At 66.5% G+C, this 15,092-nt stretch carries 13 protein-coding genes and 1 tRNA gene; 7 read left to right on the top strand and 7 right to left on the bottom strand.

The window, feature by feature from the left end:
• Window positions 1-261 precede the first annotated feature (261 nt).
• On the top strand, window positions 262-726 hold the full coding sequence (locus tag WCL10_RS20045) for a hypothetical protein (protein WP_336897410.1): 465 nt from the start codon (window positions 262-264) through the stop codon (window positions 724-726).
• 7 nt (window positions 727-733) lie between these two features.
• On the opposite strand, the gene WCL10_RS20040 is transcribed toward WCL10_RS20045, so the two are convergent.
• The 4 genes from WCL10_RS20040 to thyA form a co-directional block, all read right to left on the bottom strand.
• Window positions 734-2,026 carry a dihydrolipoamide acetyltransferase family protein gene (locus WCL10_RS20040; protein ID WP_336897409.1) on the bottom strand — a complete coding sequence of 431 codons (1,293 nt, stop codon included), beginning with the start codon at window positions 2,024-2,026 and terminating at the stop codon, window positions 734-736.
• A gap of 4 nt (window positions 2,027-2,030) precedes the next feature.
• On the bottom strand, window positions 2,031-3,089 hold the full coding sequence (locus tag WCL10_RS20035; RefSeq protein WP_336897408.1) for an alpha-ketoacid dehydrogenase subunit beta: 1,059 nt from the start codon (window positions 3,087-3,089) through the stop codon (window positions 2,031-2,033).
• The gene (locus WCL10_RS20030) at window positions 3,059-4,348 is read right to left on the bottom strand and encodes a 3-methyl-2-oxobutanoate dehydrogenase (2-methylpropanoyl-transferring) subunit alpha (protein WP_336897407.1); all 1,290 of its coding nucleotides are present in this window, start codon (window positions 4,346-4,348) and stop codon (window positions 3,059-3,061) included. The genes WCL10_RS20035 and WCL10_RS20030 overlap by 31 nt, the downstream gene beginning before the upstream one ends.
• A 99-nt stretch (window positions 4,349-4,447) precedes the next feature.
• Window positions 4,448-5,356 carry a thymidylate synthase gene (gene thyA, locus WCL10_RS20025; RefSeq protein WP_336897411.1) on the bottom strand — a complete coding sequence of 303 codons (909 nt, stop codon included), beginning with the start codon at window positions 5,354-5,356 and terminating at the stop codon, window positions 4,448-4,450.
• Between the two features lie 171 nt (window positions 5,357-5,527).
• Here thyA and WCL10_RS20020 point away from each other — a divergent pair, with 171 nt between their 5' ends.
• The 3 genes from WCL10_RS20020 to WCL10_RS20010 all read left to right on the top strand — a co-directional run bounded on the left by WCL10_RS20020 (window position 5,528) and on the right by WCL10_RS20010 (window position 7,584).
• Entirely contained in the window at window positions 5,528-5,869 is a 342-nt protein-coding gene (locus tag WCL10_RS20020) for a hypothetical protein (RefSeq protein WP_336897406.1), read from the top strand.
• On the top strand, window positions 5,862-7,394 hold the full coding sequence (locus tag WCL10_RS20015) for a methyl-accepting chemotaxis protein (RefSeq protein ID WP_336897405.1): 1,533 nt from the start codon (window positions 5,862-5,864) through the stop codon (window positions 7,392-7,394). Before WCL10_RS20020 ends, WCL10_RS20015 begins: the two co-directional genes overlap by 8 nt.
• A gap of 113 nt (window positions 7,395-7,507) precedes the next feature.
• Window positions 7,508-7,584 (top strand) — tRNA-Pro (locus tag WCL10_RS20010).
• Between the two features lie 98 nt (window positions 7,585-7,682).
• Here WCL10_RS20010 and WCL10_RS20005 read toward each other — a convergent pair.
• Both WCL10_RS20005 and recG read right to left on the bottom strand, forming a co-directional pair.
• Window positions 7,683-8,135 carry a DUF3429 family protein gene (locus WCL10_RS20005; protein WP_336897404.1) on the bottom strand — a complete coding sequence of 151 codons (453 nt, stop codon included), beginning with the start codon at window positions 8,133-8,135 and terminating at the stop codon, window positions 7,683-7,685.
• Window positions 8,136-8,152: 17 nt separating this feature from the next.
• The gene (gene recG, locus WCL10_RS20000) at window positions 8,153-10,222 is read right to left on the bottom strand and encodes an ATP-dependent DNA helicase RecG (RefSeq protein ID WP_336897403.1); all 2,070 of its coding nucleotides are present in this window, start codon (window positions 10,220-10,222) and stop codon (window positions 8,153-8,155) included.
• Window positions 10,223-10,351: 129 nt separating this feature from the next.
• Between recG and WCL10_RS19995 the strand changes: the two genes are divergently transcribed.
• From WCL10_RS19995 to mfd, 3 genes are all read left to right on the top strand, one after another.
• Window positions 10,352-10,753 (top strand): host attachment protein, encoded by a 402-nt coding sequence (locus WCL10_RS19995; protein ID WP_336897402.1) that lies wholly within the window; start codon window positions 10,352-10,354, stop codon window positions 10,751-10,753.
• 244 nt (window positions 10,754-10,997) lie between these two features.
• Window positions 10,998-11,279 carry a succinate dehydrogenase assembly factor 2 gene (locus tag WCL10_RS19990; RefSeq protein WP_336897401.1) on the top strand — a complete coding sequence of 94 codons (282 nt, stop codon included), beginning with the start codon at window positions 10,998-11,000 and terminating at the stop codon, window positions 11,277-11,279.
• A 20-nt stretch (window positions 11,280-11,299) separates the two neighbouring features.
• On the top strand, window positions 11,300-14,800 hold the full coding sequence (gene mfd / locus WCL10_RS19985; protein ID WP_336897400.1) for a transcription-repair coupling factor: 3,501 nt from the start codon (window positions 11,300-11,302) through the stop codon (window positions 14,798-14,800).
• 26 nt (window positions 14,801-14,826) lie between these two features.
• On the opposite strand, the gene WCL10_RS19980 is transcribed toward mfd, so the two are convergent.
• Window positions 14,827-15,092: hypothetical protein (locus tag WCL10_RS19980; protein ID WP_336897399.1), on the bottom strand; the 266-nt coding region annotated here is incomplete at its 5' end.

Genomic DNA, 15,092 nt, shown 5'->3' with positions numbered 1-15,092 from the left:
CCCGCGACCTCCGGCGTGACAGGCCGGCACTCTAACCAACTGAGCTACACCCGCAACTCGCTTGGGAGCAGCGCCACTATGGCAGAGGCCTGCCCCTGTCAACAAGCGCACCCCAATTTTTTGCCGATCGCTCGATCCTCCCCCTGCTCGTCCCGCGCATGGCCAGGAACCCCGGCAATCCCCCATTAACCAAACTTTATCCGCACTCGTGCCAAACCCTTGCAGAGACGGCGCAAGGGGGCGTCCGGGGAAGACGGTGGCATGATGAGAACGGTAATCGCCTGCGTGGCAACGGGGGTCGCCATGGTCCCGGCCGCAGCCCATGCGGCAGGCGGCGTGCAGTTCGCCAGCGACGTCTTTATCGAACGCTTCCAGCCCGCGCCCGGCGGCCGCACGGCCCGCGTGCTCGAACGCGCTGACCAGCTGCGTCCCGGCGACCGGGTGATCTTCGTCGTCAACTGGACCGGCCGCAAAGACGCCGGCTTCACCGTCACCAATCCCATGCCGCGCAGCATCGCGTTTGCCGGCACGGCAGACGGCGCGGAGGAAGTCTCGGTCGATGGCGGCCGCTCCTGGGGCCCGCTCGAAGCGCTCAGCGTGCGCACGGCGGGCGGCCAGATCCGCCGCGCCATGCCCGAGGACGTCACGCACCTGCGCTGGCGCATCCCTGCCCCGCAGGCGCTTGCCGGCACTGGCCAGATGACCTGGCGCGGCGTGGTGCGCTAAGCGCGGATCAATCCGCCAGCAGCAGCACCGGCGTCTCGATCAGCCGTTTCAGCGCCTGCACATAGCTCGCCGCATCCCAGCCATCGACCACGCGGTGGTCGCAGCTGATGGAAATGTTCATCAGCTTGCGCTTCTCGATGCGCTCACCGCCCATCCCGTCCGCAACGAACATCGGCCGCTCGACAATGCGGTTCGGCCCGATGATCGCCACTTCCGGCCGGTTGATCACCGGCGTCGTCGCGACACCGCCGAGCGCGCCAAGCGAAGTCACCGTGATCGTCGATCCTGAAAGCTCGGCCGATGTCGCCGTCCCCATTCGCGCCGCCTCGGCAAGCCGCGCAATCTCGCTGGCCAGCTGCCACAAGTTGCGATCCTGCGCATCGCGGATAACGGGCACCATCAGCCCGCCCGATGTCTGCGTCGCCATGCCCAGATGCACTGCGCCATGCCGCGTCACCACGCCCGCTTCGTCGTCATAGCGCGCATTGAGCATGGGAAAGTCGGGCAAAGTCCGGCAGATCGCGGTGATCAGCAGGGGAAGCATGGTCAGCTTGGGCTTCGCGCCCCGCGCGTCGTTCAACTGCGCCCGCATCGCCTCCAGCGCGGTGACGTCGCATTCCTCGACATAGGTGAAATGCGGAATATTGCGCTTCGCGGCCGCCATGTTCTCGGCGATCCTGCGGCGCAAGCCGATGACCCGCACCGTTTCGTCCGCACGGGCCGCGCCCGCCGCGCGATACCCGCCGCCCGCATTGTAGGCGAGGAACTGGTCGAGGTCGGCATGCCGCACCCGGCCCTCTTCCGAAGGCTTCACCTCAGCCAGATCGATCCCCAGCGCCGCCGCCCGCGCCCGAACGGCAGGGCTGGCGAGGACCTTCGAAAAATGGGGACTGTCCCCATTTTTCGGTTCGGCAATCGTCTCAACCAACGGTTCAGCCAAAGCCGGTTCTACAACAGCATCCGCTCGTCCCGAGCCCGTCAACGGACCAGACGCAACCTCAACCCCAGCCTCAGCCTCAGCCTCAGCCTCAGCCTCAGCCCCAACCTCAGCCTCATCCCCCTCGGTCTCGATCACCACCAGCGGCGAGCCGATCGCGATCACATCGCCCACTTCGCCCGCAATCGAAACGATCCGCCCGCTCACCGGGCTTTCCATCTCGACCGTCGCCTTGTCGGTCATCAGGTCGGCAACGCGCCCATCCTCGGCCACCACGTCGCCCACCGCGACATGCCAGGCGACAATCTCGGCCTCGGCAATGCCTTCGCCGATATCGGGCAGGCGGAATGTGAAAGTCCCCATCGCGTCAGGCCTTCAAAAGACGGTCAACGGCCTCGCCAATGCGGACCGGACCCGGAAAATATGCCCATTCAAGGCTGTGCGGATAAGGCGTGTCGAACCCGGTCACGCGCTCGATCGGCGCCTCGAGGCTGTAGAAGCAGCGCTCCTGCACCAGCGCTGACAGCTCCGCACCGAAGCCGCCCGTGCGCGTCGCCTCATGCACGATCAGGCACCGCCCGGTCTTCTCGACCGAGGCGTTGATCGTCTCGATATCGAGCGGCACGAGCGTGCGCAGGTCGATGATCTCGGCATCGACCCCCTTCTCCGCCAGCACTGCCTCGGCGACATGGACCATCGTGCCATAGGCCAGCACCGTCATCGCCTCGCCCTCGCGCACTACCCGCGCCTTGCCGAGTTCGATGCGGTAATAGCCCTCCGGTACCGCGCCATCGGGATGCCGCGACCACGGCTCGACCGGCTTGTCGTAGTATCCGTTGAACGGCCCGTTGTAGATGCGCTTGGGCTCGAAGAAGATCACCGGATCGTTGTCCTCGATCGCCGCGATGAGGAGCCCCTTGGCATCGTGCGGCGTGCTCGGGATCACCGTCTTGAGGCCCGCGACATGCGTGAACAGCGCTTCCGGGCTCTGGCTATGCGTCTGCCCGCCAAAGATGCCCCCGCCAAAGGGTGAGCGCACCGTGATCGGCGCGGTAAACTCACCCGCCGAACGATAGCGCAGCCGCGCGGCTTCGGAGACCAATTGATCCAGCCCCGGATAGATATAGTCGGCAAACTGGATTTCCGGCACGGGCCGCAGCCCATAGGCCCCCATCCCCACCGCCACGCCGATGATCCCGCATTCGCTGATCGGCGTGTCGAACACCCGCGTCCGGCCAAATTTCTTCTGCAGCCCCGCCGTCGCGCGGAACACGCCGCCGAAATAGCCGACATCCTCGCCCATCACGACAATGCTGTCATCACGCGCCATCATCACATCGAGCGCGTCGTTGATCGCCTCGATCATGTTGAGCCGCTTGTGCGAAGGCGCCTCGCTCACGAGTCGTCCTCCTTCCACTCGGGCCATTTGATCCGGCGCTCGCGGATAGCCTGCTCGCTCTGCTCCTTGAGGTGCCAGGGCAGTTCCTCGAACACATCTTCAAACAGCGTGCGGAACGGATGGTGCAGCCCGTGGCCCAGCACGCCGTTCGCTTCCGCTGCCTTGGCCGCAGCCTTCACCTGCTCGGCCAATTCCAGATCCATCGCCGCATGCGCCTCTGGCGTCCATTCACCCAAGGCCTCCAGATGCCGCGCCAGACGCGTCACCGGATCACCGAGCGGCCATTCGCTGCGCTCGGCCTGCGAACGGTACTGCCCCGGATCATCCGAAGTGGAATGCCCCTCCGCCCGGTAGGTAAAGTGCTCGATCAAGGTCGGCCCGCCACCCGCACGAGCCCGGTTCGCCGCCCAGCGCGCCGCCGCATAGACCGCCAGCGGATCGTTCCCGTCGACCCTGATGCCTGCGATCCCGTAGCCGATCGCCCGTGCCGCAAAGGTCGTCCGCTCCGCCCCGGCAAAGCCCGAGAAGCTCGAAATCGCCCACTGGTTGTTGACGACATTGAACACCACCGGCGCGTTGTAGACCGCCGCGAAAGTCATCGCCGAATGGAAGTCCCCTTCCGCGGTCGAGCCCTCGCCCAGCCAGGCCGCGGCAATCCGGGTATCTCCCTTGATCGCGCTTGCCATCGCCCAGCCCACGGCCTGCGGATACTGCGTGGCCAGATTGCCCGAGATCGAGAAGAACGAAGCTTCCTTCGCCGAATACATGATCGGCAGCTGCCGCCCTTTGAGCTTGTCCGCCTTGTTCGAATAGATCTGGTTGATCATGTCGACCATCGGATAGCCGCGCGCGATCAGGATACCCTGCTGGCGGTAGCTCGGGAACACCATGTCGTCCGCCGCCAGCGCCATCGCCGGGGCGATCGAGGTCGCTTCCTCGCCGGTGCACTTCATGTAGAAGCTGGTCTTGCCTTGCCGCTGCCCGCGATACATCCGGTCGTCGAATGCCCGCGTCAGCGCCATCAATCGCAGCATTCGCCGCAAGCTGTCGGGATCGAGCTTCGGATCCCACGGCCCGACCGCCTTGTTGTCCTCGCCCAGCACACGCACCAGATCGAGGCACAAGGGATGCGTCTCGTTCGCCGCACAGCCCTCGTCCGGCCTTGCCTGCACACCTGCTGCCGGTATCACCAGATGGCTGTAATCCACCGCGTCGCCCGGCCGGAAACGCGGCTCGGGCACATGCAGTTCCAGCGGCGGAAGATTGGTGCGCGGGGCCTCGGTCATGCGCAAAACGCCTGCATCTGTCACTCCCGCTGCGCCCCAGTTCAAAGACGCATTATTAGCTCACTGCATAACAATATTACACCGCACTTTCCGAGTCAATCAAACCGCCACAGGCGCTGCGATATGCGCCTGCGGGGCATAGCCCGTCACCTCGAAGTCCTCGATCCGATAGCCAAACATGCTTTCCGGCCGCCGCAGAATGTTCATTCTAGGGCTCCCCTCGGGCACACGCGCCAGCTGCGCCTCGACCAGCTCGGCGTGGTTCAGATAGAGATGCGTATCGCCCCCCATCCACACCAGCTCGCCCGGCTCCAGATCGCACTGCTGAGCCAGCATGCGGATAAACAGCGCCCCGCCCCACAGATTGAACGGCAGCCCCAGCGCGACATCGCACGAGCGCTGATAGAGCAAACCCGAGAGCTTCCCGTCCGCCACATGGAACTGATAGGTCTTGTGGCACGGCGGCAGCGCCATCTGGTCGAGTTCGGCCACGTTCCAGCCTTCGACAATATGCCGCCGGCTTCCGGGGTTCCGGCGCAGGCTCTCGACCACCTCGGCCACCTGATTGATCCCGCTGGACTGCCGCGCAAACAGCCCGTTCCCCGCCGGCGCATAGACCGGCCAATCGGTCCATTGCTTTCCATAGACCGGCCCCAGCTCGCCCCAGCGCGCGGCAAACTCCGCATCCGCCACGATCCGCGCCGAAAAGTCCGCACGCGAGATCGCCTCGCCCGTCTCGCGCCGATATGTGTCGAGTGGCCAGTCGGTCCAGATTTCCACCCCTTGCGCACAAAGCTCACGGATATTGGTGTCCCCGGTCAGGAACCAGAGGAACTCCCGCGTCGCCGTCTTCCAGTAGACGCGCTTGGTCGTCAGCAGCGGCATCGCCCCATCCGCCAGATCGAAGCGCAGCTGTGCCCCGAACACCGAACGCGTGCCCACACCCGTGCGGTCGACCCGCTCGTCCCCCTCCTCCCAGATGCGCCGCATTAGGTCCAGGTACTGCATTTCGGGATGCGCGGCCGCGGTGTGGCGCGGCGGGACTCGGGTCGGGGATACAGCACTGGCCATTGCCGATGTCTAACCATGTCCCGCCGCACTGACCAGCACCCGGAATACGCAGTTAACCCTAATGTCGGCCTTCCGCCCCTTAAGTCCGGATCAGACTATGGCGGCTGCATGCCTGCCACATCCGCCGCCCCGGTCACCTGCGCCGCCAGCCCCCGCCTCGCGCTCGCCGCGCAAGCTTCCGTGCTCGCGCTCGTCATCGCGGTGGCCGAACTTGCCCCCCGCCCCGGCCTTGCCGCCTGGTATCTCCCGCTTGTCCCGGCTCGGCATCACGCCGCGCTCGATTGGGCGCTCGCCCATGGTGCCGCACTCAATGGCAATGGCCCCTTCGGCGGCCTGATCGTAATTGCCCCGCCTCACGGCCTCGGCGCGCGCGCCTTGTACGAAGGTGCGCTTGCCATCTCCATTCCCTCCATCCTCTGCCAGCCCCGGGAAGTCCCGCCCCATGGATGAACTCCTCGCCGTCCGAAGCAATGGCCTGAAGCTGCTTGCCGCCACTTGCATTATTGCTGTGCTCGTCATCGGCGTCGGCACCAGCCTTGCCGATACGGGCCTACTTCCGCTCCTCCTGGCGGCGGCGGTTGGCGCCATTCCGCTCGCGCTCGTTTTCCAGGGCCGCACCGATGCGGGGACCCGCCTCGCCATGGGCAGCGCGATCGCGGCCTATCCGATGATCGCGCTCTACCAGTGGTCCGGCCATCCATTGATGGTCGATATTCACCTGACGTTTTTCGCCGCGCTCGCCATGCTTGCCGCCATGGCCGATTGGCGCCCGGTGATCCTCGCCGCCGGTCTCACCGCCGTGCATCACTTGCTCACCAACTTCCTCGCCCCGGGCATTGTCTGGACCGGCGGGTCGGACTTGGTCCGCGTCCTGTTGCACGCGGTTGTAGTCGTCGCGGAGACCGGCGCCCTTGTCGCGCTGTGCGAACAGGTCGCACGCCGCATCCAGCACCAAGCCGAACTGCGCTGCGAGGCCGAACGCATCGAGGCCGAAGCCGGCGCCGAACGCGCCCGCACCGCCGCCGAGCAGAACGCTGTCATCGGCGCTGTCGCCGCCCGGCTCGAGGCGATGGCCCGCGGCGACCTTGCCCTGCGCATAACCGATCCCTTCCCTCCCGCATACGAAACGCTCCGCCGCTCATTCAACGAAGCCGCCTCCGATCTCGATGGGCTCCTTGGCCGAGTCACCGCCGCCGCTCGCCAGATCGCAAGTGGCTCCTCTGAAATCCGCAGTGCGTCCGATGACCTTGCCCACCGCACCGCAAGCCAGGCAAACGCAATCTCGGCCAACAGCGAGGCGACGACCTCGCTCGCCACCGGCATCCGCAAGACCGCAGCCCGCGCCGAGGCGGTCAACCGCACCACCGCCGAGGCCCAGGCCGACGCCGCCACCGGCGGCGTGGTGGTCGAACGCGCCATCGCGGCGATGACTGCTATCGAGCAATCCTCCAGCGAAATCGCCCAGATCATCTCGATCATCGATGGCATCGCCTTCCAGACCAACCTCCTCGCCCTCAACGCCGGGGTCGAAGCCGCGCGCGCGGGCGATGCCGGCAAGGGTTTTGCCGTCGTCGCCAATGAAGTGCGCGCACTTGCCCAGCGCAGTGCGGACGCCGCTCAGGAGATCAAGACGCTGATCGGCGCGTCCTCGGCGCAAGTCGGAACCGGCGTCGAACTTGTCGGCGAAACCGGCGCCGTGCTGCGTACGATCGTGGAGCGGGTCACCGGCATCGGCAGCGCGATCAGCGGCATCGCTGCCGAAGCAGCCGATCAGGTGGAAGCGCTTGGCACTGTCAATGCCAGCTTCAGCCGGATCGATCAGGTCACCCAGCAGAACGCCGCCATGGTGGAGCAGAGCAACGCAGCCGCCCACAACCTGCTACGCGAGGCCGAAACGCTGCAGGAACTTGTGGCCCGCTTCCGCCTTTCGTCCGCAGGACCGGTCGGTGCAGCCGTGCTGAGCCGCGCGGCATGAACCGGCAATTCTTGCAAAAAGGGTGCTTGTCACCCTCGAATCCCCCGCCTATAGCGCGCCCCTGCCTCGCCTCCGGGTAGCCGCTTTTGGGTGTCTGGGGGCGAACGATCGGTCGGGGAATAGCTCAGCCTGGTAGAGCACTGTCTTCGGGAGGCAGGGGCCGGAGGTTCGAATCCTCTTTCCCCGACCACTTCTTTCCTTTTGGGGAAAACGGGCCGCTCAGGCCTCATCCCTTCCCTGCTGAACATGGCACCGCTCCTTCGTCATCGCGTGCGAAGCGAAGCAATTTCAAATTCCCGAAGCCCGCTCCGCCATGAGCCCAATCAGCACGGTAAGCGTGCCCAGCAGAATTGAAAGATTGCGCCGCAGCGCCAGCCAACCCTCCGGCTTCAGCCCCACGCCCAGATCGACCAGCGGCGAGGCCGCAATGCAGCCCCCCAGCACTAGCAGTTCCGGTCCCGGCCAGGTCCACCCCGCCATCCATGGATACCACAGCGCCAATGCAATCAGCGAAGGCGCAACGCCGGCGAGGAAAATCCAGCGCGGGCTTTCCGGCCGCGCGATGCCGATGCCCCACCACACTCCGCCCAGAAAGCTGAAAATCAGCGCCGCATAGGCATAAGCCATCGCCAGCGCGGTCCACGCCCATTCGCCGCCCTTGAACACCGCCAGCAGCGCCGCAACTTGCGGCAGAAGCCCTGCATAACCCAAAGCCCGGGCCGCTTCAGAAACACGCTTCAACTTGGGTCCTTCCAGATTTAACCGCCGCGCAGCAGCTGCACGCCCCAGTCGCGCTCGAACAGGTAGAGCAGCGCCCGTGCCGCCTCTCCCCTTGGAGAAGCCAGCCCGCCGTCGCGCTCCATCAGCAGCCGCGCATCGTCATGCGCGAGGGGAAGCAGCCGGGCAATCTGTTCAAAGTCCGCTACCCGAAAGGGCGTATCGCCCGATTGCCGCGTCCCGAGCAGCTCGCCCCCGCCGCGCAGGCGCAGGTCCTCCTCGGCCAGACGAAAACCGTCCTGCGTCTCGCGCATCAGGGCGAGCCGTTCACGCCCGGTCTCCGAAAGCGCCTCACCGCGCAGCAGCAGGCAGGTCGAGCGCGCCGAGCCGCGTCCTACCCGCCCGCGCAGCTGGTGCAGCTGCGCCAGCCCGAAGCGTTCGGCCTGCTCGATGACCATCAGGCTCGCCGCCGGTACATCGACGCCCACTTCGATCACCGTGGTCGCCACCAGCAGCTTTGCCTCGCCGCGCACAAAGCGCTCCATGGCCGCATCCTTGGCCTCGGGCCGAAGCTGCCCGTGCACCAGCACGACATCTTTGCCGAACCGCGCCTCCAGCGCCGCAAACCGGGCTTCCGCCGCCGCGAGATCGGCGGTTTCCTGTTCGCGCACCATCGGGCAGACCCAATAGGCCTGTGCGCCGGTCGCCAGATGCCGCGCCAGCCCATCCACTACATCGGGCAAGCGCTCCAGCGCCACCACCCGCGTGTCGATCGGCTGCCTTCCAGGCGGCATCTCGTCGAGCTTGGACACTTCCATCTCGCCATATTGGGCCAGCGTCAGAGTGCGCGGGATCGGCGTTGCCGTCATCGCAAGGCAATGCGGCGTCGCCTTGCCCTTCTGCGTCAGCATCAGCCGCTGCCCAACGCCGAAGCGGTGCTGCTCGTCGATCACCACCAGCGCCAGATTGCGGTAGGTCACGCTCTCCTGAAAGATCGCGTGCGTCCCCACGCAGATATCGATGCTGCCATCCAGCAGTCCCATCAGGATCGCCTCACGCGCGCGGCTGCCCCCGCGCTGCGAGGAACGGCCCGTGAGGAGCGCGATCGTCACCCCCGTCCCCGCTGCCATGCGCTGCAAGGTCTCCGCATGCTGACGCGCCAGAATCTCGGTCGGCGCCAGCAGCGCCGCCTGTGCGCCTGCTTCCACCGCAATCAGCATGGCGTGCAGCGCCACCGCTGTCTTGCCTGATCCCACATCGCCCTGCAGCAGCCGCAGCATCGGCGCGCCTTGCGCCAGGTCGCTCTCGATCTCGCCCACCGAACGCGTCTGCGCGCCTGTCAGCGCAAAAGGCAGTCGCAGCTTGTCGCGCAGACGGCCATCGCCCTTGAGCGGCACCGAACGGCGCGACCGGTTGCTCGCCTTGACGAGCATGAGCGCAAGGCTGTTGGCCAGAAGTTCGTCATAGGCCAGCCTGTCACGCGCGCACGCATCGGCATGGCGGTGCGCCGTCCCCAGCGCCTCGCGCCAGGCTGGCCAGCCCATTTGCGCGAGCAGTCCCGGCTCGATCCATTCGGGCAAGTCCGGCACCAGCCCCAGCGCCTGATGCACCAGCGCCTGTACGCGCGCCTGCGTCAGCCCCTCGGTCAGCGGATAGACCGGCTCGTTGAGCGAGCCGAGCACCCCGGCCCCGTCTTCGGCAATATGATCGGGATGGACGATCTGCCAACCTTGCCCATACTGGTCGAGCCGCCCGGATACCCAGCGCTTCTCGCCCACCGGCAGCAGCTTTTTCGCGGTGTAGGAAGCCCGCCCGAACCAGACCAAGGCAACATAGTTGCCAAGCGCGTCCTCGGCCATGATCCGGTAGGGGCCCCGCGCCGAACTTGACCGGTGCTCGCGCGGGGTCAGCGCAATCACGATCTGCTCGCCGATCGCCGCCTCATCGAGATTCGCCACCGCCCGCCGCGCCACGAACCGGTCGGGCAAGTGGTAGGCAAGGTCGCGCACGCGCGTCAGCCCCAGCTTGGCGAGCGGCCGCGCAAGGCCCGGCCCCACGCCCTTGAGGCCCTCGGTTTCGGCAAACAGCGGATTGAGCAGCTCGGGACGCATCGTGCGTCTTCCTTATCCACCCGGGCGGCCAAGCGCCACCGCCTCGCCGATTTGATCCAGCGCATGGACACACCGCTCCCATCGGCCCAGGACTGATCCTGACGCAGCCAGAAACAGGAAGGCCCCCCGATGCTCATTCCCCACGCCGCCATCATCGCCCTCGTCGACGGCGCGCATTTCACCCTGCTGCGCAACACCGGCAGCGAGGCCGAGCCTGTTCTCGAAGCCCACGCGAGCACCGCGCTCGATCTCCACGGCCACGCCTCGGGCGGGCAGCATGGCCACATGAGCGGCCACGATCCGGCAAGCCAGGTGATCGAAGCGCAGCACGGCGCAGCGGTTGTCCACTGGCTCAACGGCGAAGTGCTGGCGCACCGCATCCACGATCTGGTGATCATCGCCTCGCCGCGCACGCTGGGCGAACTCAGGCCGCATTACCACGGCCAGCTCAAACAGGTCCTGCGCCGCGAACTCGCCAAGGAACTCGTCGGCAAGACCGGCGCCGAAGTCCTCGCGGCTTTGCGGGCCTGAGTTTCAACAAGGATTTCTCGCAGAGACGCCAAGGAAGCGAAGCGCGCAGAGAGGCTGGGTTTGCGGCGCAGCCGCCTTGCATACCAGTAAGCCGGAAAGTCTCGGTCAGACGATCCCGCCTCGGCCTGCCATTTCATCTCCGCGCACTCTGCCTCCTCTGCGTCTCTGCGAGAAACCAATTTGCCCTTCAGGCATCCGGCTTGGCGCTTGCCCCGCCCACCCCACAGCGCGTATCGGCGCCGCTATGACCGAAACCGACTCCCCCCTCAGCCCGCGCCTCGCCCGGATGAAATTCCGCGCTTGGCATCGCGGCACGCGTGAGGCGGACTACATGATCGGCTGCTTCTTCGACGTCCGCCACAAGCAGTGGGACGAGCCCGCGCTCGGCTGGTTCGAACGGCTGCTCGAGGAAGACGACGTCGACATCATGGCCTGGGCGCTCGGCACCCAGCCTGTCCCGGTAGAGTTCGCCGGTGCAGAGATGGACGCCATGCGCCGCCTCGACTACGTCGATATCCCGCGCTGACGTAGCAAACGCCTTTTCGCATGCCCGATCCGTCCCGCATCCTGTCGGCCACGACGCCGCTCACCCTCGCTTCGATTGCCCGCGGGGCGCAGCCGCTTGTCCTTGCCGATCTGGCCCGCGCCGCCGCCACAACCAAAAGCCCCAAGCGCACGATCTTCATCGCCGCCGACGATGCCGCCATGCGCGCCGTCACCCAGAGCGCGCAGTTCTTCGCGCCTGAACTCGACGTCGCCGAGTATCCCGCGTGGGACTGCCTCCCGTTTGACCGCGCCTCCCCCGCCATGGCAGTCAGCGCCCGCCGCCTCGCCGCGCTGCACGCGCTGCAGCAGCCGCTTGAGGGCCCGCAGCTCTTCGTCACCACGATCAACGCCGTCCTCCAGCGCACCCTCACGCCGTTCCGCGTGCGCGAATCCGTCCGCGCGCTGCGGGTGGGGCAAGAGATCGCCCGCGATGCCCTGATCGCCCTCGTCCAGCGCCAGGGCTACAGCCGCGTCGATACCGTGGTGGACGCGGGCGAATATGCCGTGCGCGGCTCGGTCTTCGATCTCTGGCCCAGCGGCCTCTCCCACGGCCTGCGCCTCGATTTCTTCGGCGACGAGATCGAGACGATGCGCCTGTTCGATCCGGCCACCCAGCGCTCCGTCCAGCCCGTCACCTCGCACCTCCTGCTCCCCGCCAGCGAAGCCCTGCTCGACGAGGACTCGATCCGCCGCTTCCGCACCCGCTACCGCGAGCAGTTCGGCGCCAACGCCACCAGCGATCCGCTCTATCAGGCGGTAACCGACGGTCGCCGCCTCGCCGGGATGGAGCACTGGCTCCCGCTCCTCGAAGATCGCCTCGTCACCCTGTTCGACCACTTCGCCGAGGGCGATCTCGTCCTCCTCGATGCCGCCGCCGCCAAGGCCGCTGAGGAGCGCCTGTCGGACATCACCGACTACCGCCAGGCCCGCGCCGAAAGCGCCTCGCGCGCCGGCGCCACCACCTACCGCCCCCTCGCTGAAACCGCGCTCTACCTCGCCCGCGACGAGTTCGACCGCGCCGCCATCGGCTGGCCCATCCACCGCATGAGCCAGTTCGCCGAGCCGGAATCCCCTCGCGTCCTCGATTTCGGCTTCGGCCCCCCGCGCGATTTCGCCCCCGAACGTGCATCCGGCGCCAATATCTACGAAGCCGCCGCCAAACACCTCGCCGCCCTCGCCACGCGCGGCCACAAGGCGATCATCGCCGCCTACTCTTCCGGTTCGCGCAGCCGCCTCGCCTCGCTGCTGGGCGATGTCGGCAAAGCGCCGCCCATCCTCGCCGAAACCTGGCAGGAAGCGCTCGGTGCCGCCGCCACCGGCAAGCCCGCCGCCGTCGTCTTGCCCCTCGAGCAAGGCTTCTCCAGCGGCGACATCGAAGTCCTCACCGAACAGGACATCCTCGGCGACCGGCTCGTTCGCCCCAAGCGCAAGCGCAAGGATGCCGACGCCTTCCTCGCCGAACTCGCTGCGCTCGGCACCGGCGATCTCGTCGTCCACATGGAGCACGGCATCGGCCGCTACATCGGCCTCATGCCGATCGCGGTGGGCGACAGCCCGCACGATTGCGTCCAGCTCGAATACGCGGGCGGCGACAAGCTCTACATCCCCGTCGAAAACCTCGATGTCCTCTCCCGCTACGGCAGCGACAGCGAAGGCGTCCAGTTGGACCGTCTCGGCGGCGAGGCTTGGCAGCGCCGCAAGGCGAAGATGCGCGAGCGCATCCTCGAAATCGCCGGCCAGCTCATGCAGACCGCCGCGCTGCGCGCCCTGCGCGAAGCCGATACCCTCGCCCCCGATCCCGCCAGCTACGGCCCCTTCGTCGACCGCTTCCCCTGGGCCGAGACCGACGATCAGGAACGCGCCATCGAGGATGTCCTCGCCGATCTCTCATCCGGCAAACCGATGGACCGCCTCGTCTGCGGCGATGTCGGCTTCGGCAAGACCGAGGTGGCCCTGCGCGCCGCCTTCGTCGCCGCCATGGCCGGCAAGCAGGTCGCCGTCATCGCGCCCACCACGCTCCTCGCGCGCCAGCACTACACCGCCTTCGTCGAGCGCTTTGCCGGCTTCCCCCTCGAAGTCGGCCGCCTCAGCCGCCTCGTGCCCCCAAAGGAAGCCGCCGTCACCAAGGAAGGCCTTGCCGCCGGCACCGTCGATGTCGTCATCGGCACCCACGCGCTGCTGTCCAAGGGCCTCGATTTCAAGCGCCTCGGCCTCGTCATCGTCGATGAGGAACAGCGCTTCGGCGTCGTCCACAAGGAGCGCCTCAAGGAACTCAAGGCCGACGTCCACGTCCTCACCCTCACCGCCACGCCCATCCCGCGCACGCTGCAGATGGCGATGTCGGGCCTGCGCGAACTCTCCACGATCCAGACCCCGCCGGTCGACCGCCTCGCCGTGCGCACCTACGTCATGCCGTGGGACGACGTCACCATGCGCGAGGCCCTGATGCGCGAACACCAGCGAGGCGGGCAGAGCTTCATCGTCGTCCCCCGAATCGCCGACATGCCCGATCTCGAGGAATGGCTCCGCCTCAACGTGCCCGAAATCCGCTACGTCTCCGCGCACGGCCAGATGAGCCCCACCGAAGTCGAAGACCGCATGGGCGCCTTCTACGAGAAGCGCTACGAAGTCCTCCTCTCGACCACCATCGTCGAGAGCGGCCTCGATATCCCCAGCGCCAACACCATCGTGCTCCACCGCGCCGACCGCTTCGGCCTCGCCCAGCTCTACCAGCTGCGCGGCCGCGTCGGGCGCGGCAAGCTGCGCGCCTATGCCTACCTCACCTTCCCAGAGAACCAGGCCTTGAGCGAAGTCGCCGAAAAGCGCCTCAAGGTGCTCAGCGATCTCGATAGCCTCGGCGCCGGCTTCCAGCTCGCCAGCCACGATCTCGATATCCGCGGCGCGGGCAACCTCTTGGGCGACGAACAGTCAGGCCACGTCCGCGAAGTCGGCTTCGAACTCTACCAGTCGATGCTCGAAGACGCGATCGTCGCCGCCAAGGCCGGCGAAATCGGCCTCGCCCGCGAACGCAATGCCCTCAGCCCCCAGATCACCGTCGATGCCCCGATCATGATCCCGGAAGACTACGTCCCCGATCTCGCCGTGCGCATGGCGCTCTACCGCCGCATGAACGACGCCGAAGGCGCCGACGCGGTCGAAGCCCTCGCCGCCGAAATGATCGACCGCTTCGGCCCCCTCCCCGTGCCGACGCAAAACCTCCTCAAGCTCATCGAGATCAAGCGCCAGGCCATCGAAGCCCACATCGCCAAGATCGACGTCGGCGCCAAGGGCACGCTCGTCAGCTTCCACAACGACAGCTTCCCCGAACCCGCCGGCCTCTTCGCCTATATCGACCGGCTGAAGGGCACCGCAAAGCTGCGGCCGGATAACAGGCTGGTGATCAACCGGGCCTGGGGTTCGCCTGAGGCACGGCTGAATGGGTTGGTGCAGTTGACGAAGGGGTTGAGTGCGGTTGCTCGGCGGGGGGAAAAGCGGGGGTGATTGTTGCGGCAGGAGGCAGCTGAAGACTATCCCGCCTTAATTAAGGTCTTGCCTAAGATATTGGCCACAGGATCTGCTTTCTTACGCCCCACATCTTTCTTGTACTGCGCTAATATACGAGCAGCCATCGCCTTACACCACTTTGCACTCTTCAGTTCTTTCTTATAGTCAAATTGCTCATCGTCCAAATCGGATATCTCTGCACTCAAGTCATTTGCGGCAGACAATGCCAAACTAGATGACCTGCCCCCCGGCAGTCCCTCAGTCATAACGAGAGTCCAGCGGTTAAATA

Source organism: Novosphingobium sp. (assembly GCF_037133355.1).
Classification (GTDB): domain Bacteria; phylum Pseudomonadota; class Alphaproteobacteria; order Sphingomonadales; family Sphingomonadaceae; genus Novosphingobium.
The sequence above is the reverse complement of the archived record's forward strand: the minus strand, read 5'-3'. Positions and strand labels throughout refer to the sequence as shown.